General features: G+C 58.0%; 11 protein-coding genes. 7 read left to right on the top strand and 4 right to left on the bottom strand.

Annotation, left to right across the window (positions count from 1 at the left end):
- Positions 1-90: 90 nt before the first annotated feature.
- The 6 genes from N2605_RS04975 (at position 91) to N2605_RS04940 (ending at position 11907) form a co-directional block, all read left to right on the top strand.
- Positions 91-354: a hypothetical protein gene (locus N2605_RS04975; RefSeq protein WP_225112405.1), complete on the top strand. Its 264-nt coding sequence runs from the start codon at positions 91-93 to the stop codon at positions 352-354.
- A gap of 573 nt (positions 355-927) precedes the next feature.
- Positions 928-1554, top strand: a complete 627-nt coding sequence (locus N2605_RS04970) for a hypothetical protein (protein WP_260345963.1) — start codon at positions 928-930, stop codon at positions 1552-1554.
- A 5442-nt stretch (positions 1555-6996) separates the two neighbouring features.
- Positions 6997-7365 (top strand): hypothetical protein, encoded by a 369-nt coding sequence (locus N2605_RS04955; RefSeq protein ID WP_260345962.1) that lies wholly within the window; start codon positions 6997-6999, stop codon positions 7363-7365.
- Between the two features lie 512 nt (positions 7366-7877).
- Positions 7878-8291 carry a VanZ family protein gene (locus tag N2605_RS04950; protein ID WP_225186835.1) on the top strand — a complete coding sequence of 138 codons (414 nt, stop codon included), beginning with the start codon at positions 7878-7880 and terminating at the stop codon, positions 8289-8291.
- 465 nt (positions 8292-8756) lie between these two features.
- Positions 8757-9320 (top strand): transglutaminase-like cysteine peptidase, encoded by a 564-nt coding sequence (locus N2605_RS04945; protein ID WP_225136188.1) that lies wholly within the window; start codon positions 8757-8759, stop codon positions 9318-9320.
- A gap of 517 nt (positions 9321-9837) precedes the next feature.
- Complete coding sequence (locus N2605_RS04940) at positions 9838-11907, top strand: carbohydrate-binding domain-containing protein (protein ID WP_225186834.1); 2070 nt, start codon at positions 9838-9840, stop codon at positions 11905-11907.
- A 101-nt stretch (positions 11908-12008) separates the two neighbouring features.
- Here N2605_RS04940 and N2605_RS04935 read toward each other — a convergent pair whose 3' ends face one another.
- Together N2605_RS04935 and N2605_RS04930 are read right to left on the bottom strand one after the other, a co-directional pair.
- Positions 12009-13079, bottom strand: a complete 1071-nt coding sequence (locus N2605_RS04935; RefSeq protein ID WP_225186833.1) for a glycosyltransferase family 2 protein — start codon at positions 13077-13079, stop codon at positions 12009-12011.
- A complete protein-coding gene (locus tag N2605_RS04930; RefSeq protein WP_225186832.1) occupies positions 13066-14136 on the bottom strand; it encodes a glycosyltransferase family 4 protein in 1071 nt (356 codons plus the stop codon). The genes N2605_RS04935 and N2605_RS04930 overlap by 14 nt, the downstream gene beginning before the upstream one ends.
- 510 nt (positions 14137-14646) lie before the next feature.
- Here N2605_RS04930 and N2605_RS04925 point away from each other — a divergent pair.
- Complete coding sequence (locus N2605_RS04925; protein ID WP_157286778.1) at positions 14647-14958, top strand: hypothetical protein; 312 nt, start codon at positions 14647-14649, stop codon at positions 14956-14958.
- A gap of 54 nt (positions 14959-15012) precedes the next feature.
- On the opposite strand, the gene N2605_RS04920 is transcribed toward N2605_RS04925, so the two are convergent.
- Entirely contained in the window at positions 15013-15705 is a 693-nt protein-coding gene (locus N2605_RS04920) for a class I SAM-dependent methyltransferase (RefSeq protein WP_036035408.1), read from the bottom strand.
- Positions 15706-15763: 58 nt separating this feature from the next.
- Positions 15764-16828, bottom strand: coding sequence for a glycosyltransferase family 4 protein (locus N2605_RS04915; protein ID WP_260345961.1), 1065 nt, complete (start codon positions 16826-16828; stop codon positions 15764-15766).
- Positions 16829-17028 lie beyond the last annotated feature (200 nt).

Raw genomic sequence — 17028 nt, 5'->3', positions numbered from 1 at the left:
ATTCGGCGTCAGCCGGCCTGCCAGTGCCCTTGCAACCATCCGGAACCCGTCGCATTATCACCCATCGCATTTGATGAGGGATTCAATCCAATGAACTTCCGCGCCGTTGCTTCATCCATTGCCCTGGCCGCTCTCGGCCTCACTTTGGCAGCATCCGCGACATCAGCCGCCGAGCTCGCGCTTGCCCCGTCACAGCGGGCGGCCGCCGTCCAGGGCGGGCTTGTGTTCTGGGACAACGTCTACCCACCGGCGGTCTATGGCCCGCAGCTTCGCCCGGCCGAAGAAGTCGCAGCGATGAAGGCGCAGGCACGGCCGGTGTCCCAGCGCTGGTGGGGATATTGGTACGTGCGGTAACGCGCCGCCGGAGCGGTTCGGCCAAGAGCCGAGCTTCGTTGAACCGCCGCCGTGTGCAAACGCTGGCGGCGGTTTTCGTTTGGGGCCGCGCCATCCAGCCACGACGGCTACGCACGCGCGGCTCGTAAGAGTCGCATCGACAATGTCGCGCCCAAACGGCTTCCGCAATCAACCTCAACTCGATCGACTTCACGAGCGCCGGGCACCTCGCCAGCGGAAGCTGATCACGCTCGTTTTTCTCAAAGCGCCGGGGTCTTTGGTCGGGGCCGCGGAAAGCAGGCCGACCTTCCCTGGTAACAGGGAATATTACAGGGAAACCGCAGCGCAATCGCCGCCGTGGCAACGTAAGAAACGACAGAAACGCCTTCGAATACAAGCGTGTCGCGGTGGTCGGGTGCCACCACAGAACAGGGAATTTTGGCTGAAGATCAGGGCTATGATTTGCATATGAGGAGAATGGTCATTGCCGGCACTGCCTAGCCGCGACGTCATTGATCGACTTGCTAGTTTAAGCCGCGGCACTTGCGATGCGCCTTCAACACCTCAGCTTTGATGCTTGGCTGGAGCACGCATTTGGGCGCGAGGTTCGCTTTCAGCGAGCACCTTTGGTACTTCGATCCCGAGCATGATTGGTGGTATCCGCCGGTGCTTGAAGTCGTAGCTTATCTCACTCGACTATCTGAAGACCCGGAGCCTGCGTTACAGGGATTTGCCGACGTCCAAATCGCGCAGGGCCTAACCTACCTGATGAATACCAATGCCGGCGGCGACCGCCGGTGGCTCTGTTCAACTGATGTTCCGGTCGAAGGCCGTGTTCGCTGCGTCAGGTCTGTCGCTGCTCTATTTGTCAAATTGTTCGAGCCGCGTTGCGAGCATCGCCTGTCTCACCTTAGCCAAGCCGCGAGCAATGTACTCAACGGTGTTTGCTATAAGTGGTGGGATGCGTTTCCGAGCTTGGCTCTTGCCGATGATCCCGACCTCCCAACGCTCCACGATTGCGCGCTGCAAACCATGGACCGTATCCTTCAGCTTGAATCGATCGCCTGTCAGGAAAGTGCTCTCCACGGCCTTGGGCACTGGCACCGCGACTACAGCGACAAAGTCACCCAAATCATAGACCGCTTCTGCGAGGCGCATGCCGGGATCGACCCGCGCCTGTCGGCCTACGCCCAATCGGCTCGGTGCGGATGCGTCCTGTGATCCGCGGGCCATGGTTGCGCCCGCCGGCGTTGAGTGCATCATCGCGACCTCAGACAGAGGCCCGCATAGCCCAAAACTGGGCCGGCGTACTCATGATCGGCTTGCCGGCCGATGTCCGGCTCAAGCTGCAACAGCAGTCGAAGTGTGGTCACCTGCCGAGGTCAGTGCCACTCGAGCATAAGGGCCTAGAAATCCGAGATGGGCCAATGCCAAGTTCGGCATAAAGTCGCAATGGAGCGACCTCTAGTTTACGAGCTTGCCATTGCTGGCAATCCTATCTTCGTTTGCAGCGAGCAGATCGTAATCGTCTGCAAGTCTAAGGTAGATCCCACGCAGCCCTCATCTGACGTACCTAACGCTATGGTTCGGTACTCCTCTGCTACGTGCCGATGCCAGGGGCGGCTTCCGCCAATGTAATCGGTGCCCATCGCAAGCTCCCTGGAAGCCGACCATCCCTCGCCACCCGAGAAGACCATTGCTATCGATCAATGAGCAGGCCCCATCATCGGCCGGCGTGCCGGACGTTGGCTCGAGCTGCACTTATGTTGCGGCTGCTAGACGGAAAAGGCTCGCTTCCGGAGTAGACCACATCGGCCCCAGCCTGGAGGTTTTTCCGGATCGAAAAACGAGCTGGGACCGAGAGGTCTGCCGCCGTCTGGTCGGCAAACACAGCTTCATTCCAAGAAATCGGCTACTTGGGATTCAATTTTGTGAATCGGGCTCCATGGAAATACCCAAGCCCCCTCGGGGAGGAGCTGGCAACAGGTCGTGCGAGGGATGGCACGCAAGACCGACAGTCGAACTGAGAGCAGGCACGGTCGCTCCTAGCCGCCCGGCGCGCGGTCGCAAGCCATGGGCGACGGTGGCTAGCGCTTCCTGCCAGTGGGCTTGCCTCGGCGGGGGCGCTTCTTCGGCTTGGGCATTGTTGGTTTTTCCCTCTGTTCAGCCGCGAGAACTCGGGCTCGGATTTCCTCTAATTCAACCAGTGCAGCAACAATGCTCTGAAGACGTTCGCGAATTGCAGCAGCAGGAATCACCGCTCGACCGCGGGTGCTCATGGACGCCCCCAACTTATTCTTCTTTGGGCCCGCCGTTGGGCACCCGCTCGAAGTCTTCCCTTTTCGGCGAACGTAGTCCTTAACAAATTTAAACCACTGCTACCGCGTCCAGCCAGGTCGCGTTGTTCCTGGAGGGAACACTACAGCATGCTGCGTAGATCAATGAACAAGCACGCCGCTAGCCGCCCGGCGATCAACCGTGAGATTTATCGTGCATATGGAGCCCATTCACGGCCGCGTGTACGAAGCCATTTGAGGCTCCCAACGAAGCGAAGCTGAAACAATGCAATCCGATACTCTGCTGGTAACGCCCGTTGCGGGAGGCTCAAATGCGTAGCCTAATTTTCGGTACGGCCCTCTTAGCGTTCGCAACCATCGGATGTTCCACGTTTATTTCGGCCGCCCTTTCCGCGGCACGGGATGCAAAGGCTGCAACATTCTCCGAACGGTTCGCGCCAGCAATCACGGTTCCCTCAAGCGGCTAGTCTCGCCAGCGTGAACCCGCGAGCCGATTGCGAGGCTTTAATGGGAAGCTTTGTCTTCTCGCTTGAGGAGCTCCAGTCGTCGCTCTAGCTCCTCCTTCTTCGCCAAAAGCCTCTCGGCCAGAATATCATTGACGACGGTATGAAGTTGCCAGAGCTCTTCAAGAGCCATGCTCTCGAAAGGCTTCCGTTCCATGAATCCCCCCGACTCACATGTCGTGAAGGTTAGCGCGAAACAAGAATTGGAGCCACTTTTCCCGGCGGGATGTAGCAAAAGAGGTGCCGACCTGCTTTATTGCGCCAGAACTTCGTAAGCCTCAGCAAGCTTTAAGTGGCTGTCGCGGGCCACCCAGCTCTTCATGATCTCGGCGCGTACCCCGCACTCTTCGGCCGATCTCTGAGCCGTTTGGCATCCGCAGCACGATCCGTTCGGCAATGCTAGCACTCAGCTCTACATCCTTGTGTAGCAGACGACACACAAGAGCACTTCCATGGGGGCCGATTTACGACCTTAATCGATATAAGCGCGCGGTCGCTCGGTTTCTGCAGTCTCGTTTGAGGCCAAGCAACGTCGCGCCCGTTCGATCTGTGCGTCAGTAGCGCCATGATTGCGTGCGTACATCTCGGCCACTGGTGCCGAATATTTCGCGACGTAGTATCTAACCTCGCTGCACGAGATGCGCCCCGTCAGCCTCTGGTGACGCGAAGCGAAGGCTTCGGACCCCAGCGGGATCAGCAACAACGCAACAATAGCCCCGGCCCGTACGATCATTCTCGCCCCCATAGATTTGACTGGTTGGTTAGGAGAGAGCAGGCCTGAATCGCGCACGCGACGCAAATTAACTATCGTGCACCGATCCAAAGAGCTGTGCGACTGTTGCTGCGATGCCTCGGTGCTCCGCGGGTCCTGAATCATGAGGTCGCGGTCGAGCGATCTGGCGCGAGCTTCCCAGAAAGCGGAAACGGCAAGTTCGATCATCGCACTGAACCGCGGTACGAGCTCGCAATCGCTATCTCCGCCGAAGCACTCTCCTACGACGAGCTTTAGGAGTACGGCTAGTGCTCGCAATCGTTCTCGCCTGCGCGGCTCGTAGGCGACGCCGGAGGGTCTGCAGTTCTCGAAACAGTGCGAGCAGTCCCTCGACCCGCTCGCCCAGAATAGTCGAATAATTGCAAACCCGACTTCGATTACTCATTACTGCCCAAATCATGATTGTTGAAAGCAAAGGCGGTCGACAACGGGGAAAAATATGCAATCCAGGGTTGGAGTATACAACCCATAAATGACGAGCGGATTAAAAGGGCTACGCTAAGTCCCCTACACCATTGTCACAGCGCATTCCTTTCGCTTGTCTTTCGGGTCGTTTTCGTTCCGCAAGCTCGGTCTGTTCGGCAAAGCTACACGCCCGGTACCGCAGCATTCACGCGCGCCCGGTCTCTCAGGCTGGTAGTCCCATTCTGCCCTTTACTCGCGCGACGGCTGCCCAGCAGGGGTGGCGCCCTTATCACTTGGATAGCCCTTCGATCCACGGCTCCGTTACGCGTGCTGAGTGCACCGGCTGTTAAGGGTTGGTTTAGGTCCCGGCACGATCATTGGCGACCGCAAGGGACCTGAGCATGCCATTGCACCATGCGAATACCCTGGAAAGGATCGTGACCGTCGCAGATCACGGCAGTGGCGAGGTCGCCACACGGCCTGTCACTCTCGACCGATTGGATTTCTCGACCTCTACGCGAGATGAGGTCCTGGCGTTATTGGCGCCAAGCGGTCCCTCAAAACCCACTATTTGGCTCGTTGTGCTCGCTTTGGCTGGGGGCTTCGGATTGGGCTGGGCTGTTGCTTGGTATGGTCCTGCAGCTCTCTCGGCTCTCAGCCCGGCTGCTCAGGTAGAAACGGCTTCGCGCCGCACGCCGGACACAAAGTCAGGCGGTAAGGCCGAAAGCGCCCGAAAGAGTGTGGCAGCGTCGGCCTCGCGAACAGCGCCTGCTTTAACGCAACCCTCCACAGTCATCGCGAGCGTTGCTGCGAGGCCTCTGGCCAAAACCGCGAGTGGGGCGCAATCCGCGGACACTTCGAGCCCAGCTTCTTCGGCTGTCGACGCGGACGCGTCTGTAACGGGCTCGCTCGCGCCCGCGGGGCCGCTCCTGTCGGCCGTCGAGACAAGACCAACGACCATTGCAGGTTGGGCCGTGCTGGACGTTCGCGGGGGAACGGCGGTGCTCGAAGGGCCCGACGGAATTCGAATGGCAGCACGCGGTGACGTGGTCCCTGGCATCGGGCGAATTGACTCTATCTTGCGCTGGGGCAATCGCTGGATAGTTGCCACAGCAAGCGGATTGATCTCGACGCCCTAGGCGGAGGTTACGCGAGAACATCTGGACACGCCAACTCGGACGAGCTTGGCCATCACGACCATGCTCGCACCTCCCGTAGAAATGTCGTACTCCGAACTTTACGCCAAAGCGATTGACAAACAGCCAGGAGGTTGCGAGCAGCCGAGTTGCGGTATGCAGGTTGCGTCGAGAACGCTATCGGAATTCGGCAAACGTCGGCTCGGGAATGGCCGGGCCAGCGCCGGCGGCAATTTAGGCAAGTAGCGGCTGGCACCCAGAAAAGCGAGAGCATAGCGGCTTGGTGGTAGTGTGCCGGGGTCTCCGTGCGCCCGAATTAGATCAGTCCTTTTTTCGTGACCCGCAAGCTACGGACGTAATACCCTTGTCGCTGAACCGTTGACCTAATCTCCTCGCTTACTTTGAGAATTCTTGTTCTGCTCTTGCGCCACCTATTTGTAGAACAAGCGCCTGGGATTGAGGAGCCTGCGCTTAGAACGAGCACGTCACGCTTGCCATTGCGATAAACATCAAACATTTTTCGTCCCCGCGATCATATCAAAGCGAAATATGTTTTCGTCATTCCGGTCCACGAGCTTACTAACCGGCCCGGCGTCGCGGGTTGCAAATATGCAACGCTTCGCGACGCATCTTCATCCCCTCCTGGCAGAGCGGGACCGGCGAGCAGTTCCGCGCCCCAGTCGCGCTGGCACAGGAGCGAGGCTGGCTAGAGCAGCATGAGAGCGGCACGTATGCGCGGCTAACGGGGCAACAGAAGCATTGGGTCAGGTGAGGTACCGTGTGAACTCAGCAATTTAATTGTCATCTGGTGTGCGTTCAGACAGGCACAGCGGCCGAGCTATTGATATTTTAGGGGGTAGTTACGCTCCCGGCAGGACTCTAGCCTGCAACCGGCGGGGTAGAAACGTTTTGGGCGCTGAGCTAATCAATGGCTTAGCTCCTTGATGTTGCGCTGGTGTTGCGCTCACTTGCGAGTGAAAATCACGCGATCGGACTCCAAGCGAAAATCGCAGTCGTGCTTGGCGTAAGCCGTGAATTCGGAAACAGCGAGTATGCCTGCGCTGTCCCATTCATCGAAGACAACATCGCTGGTTGAGTAGAGTTGGGCCGCCTCGCTCTTGCTAATCCATTCGCTCGCGCCGACGGGTAAGCTTTTGAGAGCCGCAGATAGGCAACTTCGGAGCTGGCATCGAGATGCAAGGGCCAGGAGGGGGCGATTACCTTGTTTTGCCCAAACAGAGACTTAAACCAATCCAACATCAAATTAGCTCCCGAGCAATCGGGCCTGAAATGCTTCGGCGGCGCGTTGATCCGCGTCAGCGTCTGAAAGAAGTGCCCGTAGACGTCAGATATAACCTTGATCGAGCTATGCCCCATCACGGCCGGATCTGCTTCGGGTTGTGGCTGTTCTCGATCCAGCGGGCGTGGTGGGCGAACCTGCAGATCGCCCCACTGCCGCTCGCGCAGGAGCTGTGGGCAACGAGCCCGGCGCAGGGTCCGACCGAGGCCGCGCCCCTTCCCGCTAGCCTGGGCTTGGAGGCCTCACCACGATGAACGGTCCCATCCAAACGACACACCAGCTGACCGCGACCGCGCTACCAGTGGAGTTTGAGGCCTTGGCACTGCCGCCCCTGCTGCTGCCCGGCGAACACCTCGAGCTTTACCTGGCACTGCGGCAGGCGATCTTCGCCGACCTTGCGCCCCGATCCGCCATCGAGTGGCTGCTCGCCATCGATGTCGCCGAACTGTCCTGGGAAATCCAGCGCTACCGCACCTTGCGGCACAAATTGCTCGAGACCCGTCGCCAACAGGCCATCGCAGCGGCGCTACGGCGCATCGACATGGCCAGGATCGATCCCGACTTCGAACCCCAGGCCGAAGACTACACGCAGCAAAAATGCGCTGAGCTGGCGCATTGATCCCATCGCTGCGACCGAGATCGAGGCGCGGCTTGCCGCCTATGGCTTCGATCGAGACGCCGTCACCACAGAAGTTTACGTCCAGGCGCGCGAAGTCCTGATCCTGTTCGATGGCCTGCTGAACGCCGCACAAACCAAACGGGTGTTGCTGCTACGCGAGAGCAGAAATCAGCGCTTCGTTAGCGCGCCGATGCGCCGGCCGCGCTGAAGGATCAGATCGAAATTCCCGACGGCGCACTCTCGATTCCAGTTTGCGCTCACGGAGATGTTCGCTTGATGGGAGTCCCGAACGCGGGATGCGCAGCAACATCGGAGTAGCGGCATCGCACCCGCAAGCTTCGGAGCCGTCAACCGCTGCGAACTACCGCCATAGCAGGCGCTCACAACTCGTTCACTCGGACGAACGCAAATACAGGCTCGCGCGTAAAACGGTCTCTGCCAATCGATCGTGCGGCCCCTGCCTACCTTTTCATCACCCGATACGGTTGATAACCGCTGTGGCACAGGGCCAAATGTTCGCGCTGTTCGCCTCATTGCACCGAACACGAACCCTGGATCAAAAAGACATGGTCAAATTCTTTCTGGCGGCGGGATGGTTGGCCCTCGCCCTTGTCGCTGTTGTGACGCTCGCTCCCATTTACGATCGGCCCATGATTGCGCCGCCTAACGTCGAGCGCTTTGCCGGATTCTTCATCCTCGGTCTCGTGCTCGTGCTGGCCTACTCGAATCGCACTATCCTCATAACCCTAATCGTCGTCGGCAGCGCAGTTATCCTGGAGGCCTTGCAGCTGCTAACTGCTGATAGACATGGTCACCTCATGGATGTGCTGGTCAAAGTGGCTGGAGGTGTCTGCGGGATCTCTGTCGTCATTCTCGCGCGCGTCGGCATAACTCAGGCAATGACCAAGATCGTATCTCGCGGATGATCGGGCGACGGCTCTGAAATACGTCTGCTCCTAGCGACCGCTACAAGCTGAGGCGGCGCGAATAGCTAGGCTAACCCCGTCATGGATGATCTCTGGCTGATCGCAGCTATGTTGTCGCTCGGCTTGAGAGCCGGGTGCATTCTGCGGGTCCAACAGCCACCGCGATGGCACCGCAAATTGGGCCGGCGGCTGCTCGAAACGACGCTGGCGCCCTCAGTGTACTAAGCAGGTTTTTGGACAGCGAAGCCAATTTTCAGGTGGAAGTCTGTCCCGCTTCTCTGGAGCGGTGATTGCATCCTTGCGACCACGTTCGCGCGCCAGCGCCGCGTTGTTGGTTTGGCAAACAGCTGCGGCAGCGACGCTTCAAGGCTAGGCATCAATTGCCCCAAAATTGATATAGCGCTCCAATTTTTGCGCCTGCAAGATGGAGCGATGGTGTAGTCGTTTCTGTCAGGCGCCCAAGTGATGATCCGATATGCTGCAAGCACACTTGCCATAATGTATTGGATTTGCGGCCAACCGGCCTATTGCGGTTTTGAACAGCAAGTCGCCGCACCCCTTTCGTTCGCGCTGTTCTGCGTCCGATATCCCGAAGATTGCCAGCAACATGGCGATCTGCGCATCACAGATTTCCGTTCTCGTAGTCAGCGATGGCGACAGCTCAACCAGATCAATTCCATGGTCAATTTCAGCATCATGCCGAAGGCGTTAGCGGCAAGCCGGAATGACTATGACTGGCAGATCTTTCCCAGCGAGGGAAACTGCGCGGACTATGCTGTCACAAAGCGCCATCTCCTGCTGCGAGCTGGTTGGCCGAGTTCGTCTCTTCTCCTTGCGGAGGTTGGCATTCGGGCAACCGGAGAAAACCACCTGGTTCTGCTTGTCCGAGAAGGCAGAGCTATTTTGGTTCTCGACAATCTGAGTACGGCCATTCTCAACGTCAACGAAGCTTCCGACCAATACGCTTTCCTGCGCATACAATCGCGTCACGACCCGCAACTCTGGACACGCAGGCTTACCGTATCGTAGCTCCGTGGAATTGCCGAGAGTCGACGAGACCTGGTCCATGCGCGCCTTGGTCCGAAGTCATGGCGGGTTGGCTTATGACGCGCTATCAGCCGACCGCAGCTGACTGGCTCGGGCCCAAGCCCACTGCTCTGCGTCTGTTGTGATTCAGGAGGATTCACGCAGGACCGCGAGGTCAGCTTCCGCGCCGGCAATCGCCTAAAATTGGTGCAGGGATGCGCTTCCGTCACCATGCACTTCCAGGCTTAACGGGCGTATAGTCGAGAGAGATCGCGGTGAATCCGGTCCATTAAGTTCGCTCTCGAAGGGCGTGCGGTATGTCAGGCCCTCACATGCCGACACTGACGATCCGATTCGTGTGAACTGTGTACTGACGCAAGTTTTATACTCCGAGCCGTCGAGCGAACAACGCATCGCGATCAAGTCTCTCGCACGTTTCACCGCAGCAACTTCGAAGCATTCGTTTCTCGCGCAGATATTTCGTTCGTACCGCTCAGGGCTTTACTCGCGGAGATTTTCGATGATCGATCTTAGCGGCTACAAGCTGACTTTCGACGATGAATTCAATTCCAGGAGCATTTCACTTACTGGCGTCGGCACGAAGTGGGCGGACACCAGAGCCGAATGGCGGGGCGATGCGGCGTCCGACGTTGGCTTCGGCACCAGCTCTTTCGTCGACCCCAGCTCGGGATACGATCCTTTCTCTGTTTCCCAAGGAGCGCTTGCGATTACCGCTGTTCCGGATCGTACTCCATTCGGAGTTCCGGGCAGCTGGGAGTCCGGACTGATAACAACCCAGGGAAATTTCTCGCAACAGTACGGCTACTTCGAGATACGGGCAGAGTTGTCGTCGTCACCGGGTGCTTGGGATGCATTTTGGCTGCTGCCCGTGAAAAATCTTCCTGACCCGAACGGGCTCGGGCGGTGGCAAGAACTCGATGTGGTTGAGCACTATGGCGTCTGGAGCAAAGGGGTATACAGCACCATTCACACAACCGACCCAGTGCTGAATGAAAACTGGCAGACGCAGCTCCAGGTCTACAGCGAATTGCCAAATCCTGGTGGCTATCATACCTATGGCGTGAATTGGCAGAATGAGCAGATCAGTTTTTATATCGATGGCCAGCTGGTTGGGAGTCGCGCAACGCCGAGCGACATGCATCAACCAATGTACCTTCTGGCGAATCTGGCAACGCAAGAGCCCGCAAGCCTCGCGCAGGTACCTATCACCATTAAGATCGATTACATCCGCGTTTACTCTGCCGACCCGTCGGCCACAGCCGTTTCTCTAGAGCCAGTCTCATCTCCCGCGGGTGATGATCCCGGGACCTACGGTGCTGTAACCGCGTCGAGCACACCCCAAGCAACGCCGACATCAACATCGATCGGCGCCGGTCCCGATCGACTCGTCTTCAAGATCAGCGAAGATGCCTATCTTGGAGACGCGCTCTACACCATCTCAGTCGATGGCAACCAGGTCGGCGGGACACTGACGGCCCATGCATCGCATGTGGCCGGTCAGTCCGACATCGTTGCCGTGCACGGGGATTGGGGAGCCGGCGATCACACCGTCCTGGTTCACTTCCTTAACGACCGCTGGGATGGCACCCCGAATACCGACCGTAATCTTTACGTGGACTCCGTCAGCTTCAACGGAGCGAACCTTCCGCAAGGCGCCATCGGAAACGTACTCGGACAGACCTTCAGCTTCCATGATGCTGCATCGGCCGACCCGACCACGCCGGTGATAACGCCCCCACCGCCGACAAATTCGACCGGTACGCCTTCACGGCCACAAAACGGCTCATCACTATCGATCGGTGCCGGTCCGGATCAACTCATCTTCAAGATCAGCGAAGATGCCTATCTTGGAGACGCGCTCTACACCATCTCGGTCGATGGCAACCAGATCGGCGGGACATTGACCGCCCATGCATCGCATGCGGCCGGTCAATCCGACACCATTGCCGTGCACGGGGATTGGGGACCCGGCGATCACACTGTCCTGGTTCACCTCCTTAACGACCGCTGGGACGGCACCTGGGATACCGACCGCAATCTTTACGTGGACTCCGTCAGCTTCAACGGAGCGAACCTTCCGCAAGGCGCCATCGGAAACGTGCTCGGACAGACCTTCAGCTTCCATGATGCTGCATCGGCCGACCCGACCACGCCGGTGATAACGCCCCCACCGCCGACAAATTCAACCGGCACGCCTTCACAAACACAGAACGGCTCATCAACATCGATCGGCGCCGGTCCGGATCAACTCGTGTTCAAGATCAGCGAAGATGCCTATCTGGGCGACGCGCTCTACACTATCTCGGTCGATGGCAACCAAGTCGGTGGGACATTGACGGCCCATGCATCGCATGCGGCAAATCAATCCGAGACCATTGCCGTGCACGGCGATTGGGGACCCGGCGATCACACTGTCCTGGTCCACCTTCTCAACGACCGCTGGGACGGCACCCTCGAAACTGACCGCAATCTTTACGTGGACTCGGTCAGCTTCAACGGTACGAACCTGCCGCAGGGCGCGATCGGAAACGTGCTCGGCCAACTCTTCAGCTTCCATGATCTAGTTTGATAGATGGGTGGAACCGATAGCTCGGCCCGTGAACGGTCGGCTCCCAGGGGTGAATGGCGACACCGAGAAGGGCCGCAACTGAGCCAATGGCAGCGCCTTATCTAGCGCCGCGAAACCAAGCGGAGGCGTCCCGATCGTCTCCGGTTTCGAGACCGGTAGGCCATCAGTGCTCTGGCTGGTTCGTGAGGCAGCATGGCCGCAAGCACGAAGAAAGCAATCAGCGCAATTTTCTGAACGATCGGGAAAGGCTCAGAGCCAACACTCGCTATCAATTTCGGCAACATCGAAGCGCGTGAGCTGCTTGCCGATACGATTTGAAGGCAGAAGCTGCGCTCGCGATAGTAAAAGGCGCCCTGCGGCTCGACCAATCTTCGGCCCGGAGCCACTCGAGCAAGAATCGCGCGCAAATGCTCGGTACGTGCCACAAACCTCTTGATATCGCGCTGCAGCAACGAAGCGCTTGGAAGCTGACCGAGCTGCGAATCGTTGAGGCCGTGCACGCGGTAGTTTCCCAGCTCTTCGGAAAGGCTGACGACGTCCCCAAAGAATGGAGCAACAAACAAAATCACTCCGTCAACGGCCTTGTCATAGTCCACCTCGCGCAGCAGCTCGCAGACATCCCGACGAAATACGTTTCCAGACGTCGGTGGCGTCTTGTAGACGCCGCGTCTGAGCACCTCATCGACCAATCGGTCGCGCTCCCGAAACGATTCGAGCGACGAGAATGATCCGACAGGCCTGCTTTCGGCATCGATGAGCGCCAGACCAAATTGAAGTTTTGCAACGCGCTCGTCTAGTTCGGCCAAGATTCTGGCCAGTGAACCTGGCTTGAGCTCATCATCGGCGTCGAGAAACAAGATGAATCTCGCTTGGGTCTTTTCTAGCCCAAACAGGCAGGCCCCTAGCTGCCCGCGGTTTTCGATCTTGAATGCAGTCACCGCATAGCGGGTGATCGTCTCCCAGGAGCCGTCAGTTGAGCCATCGTCCACCACCAGGAGTTCGCAGGCATCGCAGTTCTGGTCTAAGACACTCCTGATCGCTCGCTCAACGTAAGCCTCGTAATTGAAGCAGGTGATGATGACGGCGAGCTGGGGAGCATCGCTAGCCTCTGTTCTCGAGCACGTCGTCGCTGTAGCTGCGTCACTGACATCGCTTGCTTCAGGCGTGAGCATGAGTGGGACCTGACGCCTCTTCGTAAATCGCCAGCGTTTGACGAGCGACTCGCTCAATTGTAAGAAACTCTAGATTGAACTGACTTTTCTTTTTCCACTCCAGCACGGCTTGTCGGTCTTGGAGCAAACAGCGCAATACTTCGGCAAGTCTTTGCGGGTTGCCCACGGGAACGAGAACGCCTGCTTGTCCCTGTTCAAGCAATTCAGGAATTCCGTCGACATCGGTCGCGACGATGGCGCAGCCAGCTTCCCGCGCTTCCGACAGCACCAGCGGAGCGGGATCAGCGTGCGACGGCAACACGAATATGTCGGCCCCTGACAGGAACGGAAAAGGATTATCTTGAGGACCCAAGAAGGTCACCGCCGACGCGCATGCCATCGAGCTGACCTGGACGGCATATTGCTCGCGGTGCGGACCGTCGCCCACAATATATAAGCGTCCTGCTCCAAGCGCCGCGTAAACTATATCGAACGCAGAAAAGAGGTCCGATAGCCCTTTTCGCGGATGCAGTCCGCCAACGAACACAATCGCCGGTGATTGAAGCGAGGCTGGCGTGCGATCCTTTTGCTCGAAACGCGCTGCACCGATTGTTCCGTTCAGAACCACGCGGATCCTCGACTGTGGGATGCCTCGTCTTCGCATTGACTTGCCAACGGCTGCACTAACCGCGATCACTCTCGCTCCGAGGCCCATAAGGACTGCGCTTGACTGGAATTCATTGTGAACGGTTGTGATGAGCGGGATTCCGAGCAACTTGCAAATTGGCCAGGCAAGGACAGCGCTGGTCATCATATGGGCATGAACCACCTCTGCCCGCCAATCGCGCATCAGCCGATAGAGCGACAGCGTGGCCTGCAGCAGCTCCTTAGGTCGACGCTCCAAACCAATGCGGATGTTTTCGACATTGTTTTCCGCGAGCAAGGCATCAAAATCGCCGCCGCCGCTCACCATCGCCACCTGATGGCCGAGTTTCACCTGCGCACAGGCGAGGTCCACGGCGGCATGCACATGACCATTCAGCCGGCGTGTATGATTGAGTAATTGTACAATACGCATGCACACCTGCGGCAAATAGCCAGGGAAGATGCAAGACACCCAGTGCTTGGTCCGGCGCGTTCACCGGGACGATTGACCTCAAGAAAAAAACAACCAACGATGCTTGCGTTGCAAATACCCTGCCAAGGTGACATCGGCCGAAACACCAAAGCGCTGTGCCGAAAAAAATCCGTTGACGGGGGGAACCTCTAACTTGATCTGGTTCCTCTGCTTGCTATTGTGGCTCGTCGGTGGCTTTCACAGAGCTTGGCCTGGCAAGCCGACCTAAGCTGTGTTCGGATGCACCAAACTGGCTTTGGCGCTCCGAGAGTGCTGCACCGCCACAAGATCTTGCCACACTGCGAGTTTACGTTCTCGCAACAGGTGATCTGTCACTTGACGGGTTCGTCGGTTGGGCAAGCGAGGCGAGGCGTCGAACTCCGGCCGGCGTGAGGGGGCGCGAAACCGATCGCAAGGACGTTGTTTCAGCTCAGCTCTTCGAGGGGACTTCGCGTATCGCGGGACACTGTAATGGAATACGCGGCGATCGGACTGGCAATTTTCGGAGCGGTGTTGGGGCTGCGCTTCCGATTTCGGGCATTGCTCCCCTTTGCCTTGCTTGTCCTGTTTGTCACGATCTTCCTGACACTTAATCAGCGCCTCGGCGGGCTTGAAACCGTTCTTGCCGTCTTAGCCACCCAAGCCATCTTGCAAGGCGGTTACTTTGTCGGCGTCATTATCCGCGCGCTGTTTCGTGCCTATCAGCGCAAGCTGATTGCGCCAGACGAGCTGGCTGCAGCGGATAAGCGCAGCTCCAATTCAGGATCGATCGCCTCCAACTGAGGCCGATCACCCGGCTCAGCCTATGACCGCAACCCAGCCGACTTGCGCCGGTCCTCATTTTGCGAGGACCAACAGCGAGTAGCCGCCTAGCAAACGCACCGCGAGATCCGCATTGAAGGCAAACATCAGGCGGCGGGGCACTCGCATGAGACGGCTTGTGAAGGCCTGATTGGGCAATTCCAACCGACTAGCGGTGTAACAATGATCGACAATCGTGTAGCCGCAATCCTCGAGCGTGGCCAACGCTGACTGTTTGAAGAAGTAGTGAATGTGTCCGACATTGCGTCTGAGGTCGGCAATCGGCCAAGCCCGCAAAATGGATTGCGCGGAGAGATCCAACGGGATGTGAAAGATCTTAAATGTTCCAAACCTACGCAACTGCTTTATGAATGAGATATAGTCCTCAACGTGCTCGATCACGTCAATCGCGAGGATAACATCAAATTCTAAATCGTGTTCGCCGAGGAGGTTGCTTAAGTGAAACTTCGTACGTTGAGTACTTTTTGCTGCTGCGCGCCTGAACGCATCGGGCGAGATTTCGTACCCCGATAAGCGCGCATCCGGAAACGTCCTTTCCAGGTTCAACAAGATCTCGCCCGTCCCGCAGCCGATCTCGCATATACGCTGGGTCGGGATGTTGTTTCGCCGAATCATCTGCGCGACGTGACCCGCCTTCCACGGCGCATCCTCCTCATGCCATGTCGGATTGTTCTTTCCGTAAGCATCACCCTCGTACAATTCCTTCATTACGCAAACCTTCTCAAAAGATGGGGGAGCGTCGCCTATGATTTCCTGCCTCATGCCGCTAAGACAAAGCCTCCAAGTTCAAGCTTGATTCCGCCGCGGTGGCTACAGCGTGATGAGCGGATCTTCGCAGACTATCTGCCAGCTCCGCGTACAGCTTCTCCGCATTGTAGCTTTGGTGGACAGTTTCGATTGCTGCTCGGCCAAGTGATTGGTGATCGCGCCAGGCATCGAGGATGGCGGCGGATAGACCTGTTACGTCACCGACGGGAAATAGCACGCCATTAACTCCGTGCGTGACCAATTGCTCAAACGCCCGTATGCGGCTCAGAACCACCGCCGCACCGCAAGCCATTGCCTCCAGGACAGCAAGTGCCACCGCCTCGTTCGCCGAGGGCATCACGTATACGCCGCACCGGCACAGCAAGGAGCGCACCTTGGATCGGTCGACAAATCCATGAAATCGCACCCGGTGCGACAAGCCGAGCTTGGCGGCGAGCCCCTGCATCAGGTCCTTATCCGGCCCCGTGCCGACAATATCCAGTGTCCATTCCTCTGGCAGGTTGGCGAGTGCGCGAATGAGGTCGGTCGTGCGCTTTTGCCTGTTGGTCAAACGCGTGATTGTCAGGATCGTTTTGGAACGGCTCGCGGCCGCATCCGGAAAGAACTCCGATACGTCGCAGCCGTTCGGCTGGAGACGGGATCGACCGCCATAGCGACTGACGATGCGACACTCCTGCTCGGTTTGACCATAGAGCAACGCCGCCCTGCAAAAGCTATCGCGTTTGAACAGCTTCACGACACGATCCGGCAGGCCGCCATGATCTGCACCGACTATTGGCAAATCAATTCGACCTGCGAGGTGATCGAACCTGCCGCTCCAATATTCCTGCACGTACAGCAGATCAATTCTGTCCGCTGCCAGCGCTTTCCGAAGCGGCCGCATAAATGCAATCGTGTTCAACCGTTCCTCAGCATATAGGGACCAGCGCGAACGGCGCGACAGGCGCTTGACCCACACCCGTTCGATCAGCTGGTACCAACTCTCGAGCGGCAGAAATCGAACGTCGATCCCAACATCGGTGGCAAACTTTCCCGACTCCCGCAGTGAGGGGATATAGAGCATCGGCCTAATCCCGTTTCGGCTCAAACCGCGAGCATAGTACCACGCCCAATCGTTTCGATACCGCTCGAGATAGCTAGCGCGCGTCTGACCCTGCACCCACCCAAAAAACCCTTCGAAGGAACTGCAGCTGAGCAGCATCGCGACATTGATGCGCTTTGCTTCAGCCGCGGGCCCTAACGATGACATGTGCGGCATTCTTG

Source organism: Bradyrhizobium yuanmingense (genome assembly GCF_025200905.1).
Lineage (GTDB): Bacteria > Pseudomonadota > Alphaproteobacteria > Rhizobiales > Xanthobacteraceae > Bradyrhizobium > Bradyrhizobium yuanmingense.
Note: the sequence above shows the minus strand (reverse complement) of the source record. Positions and strands in the feature narration are given on the sequence as shown.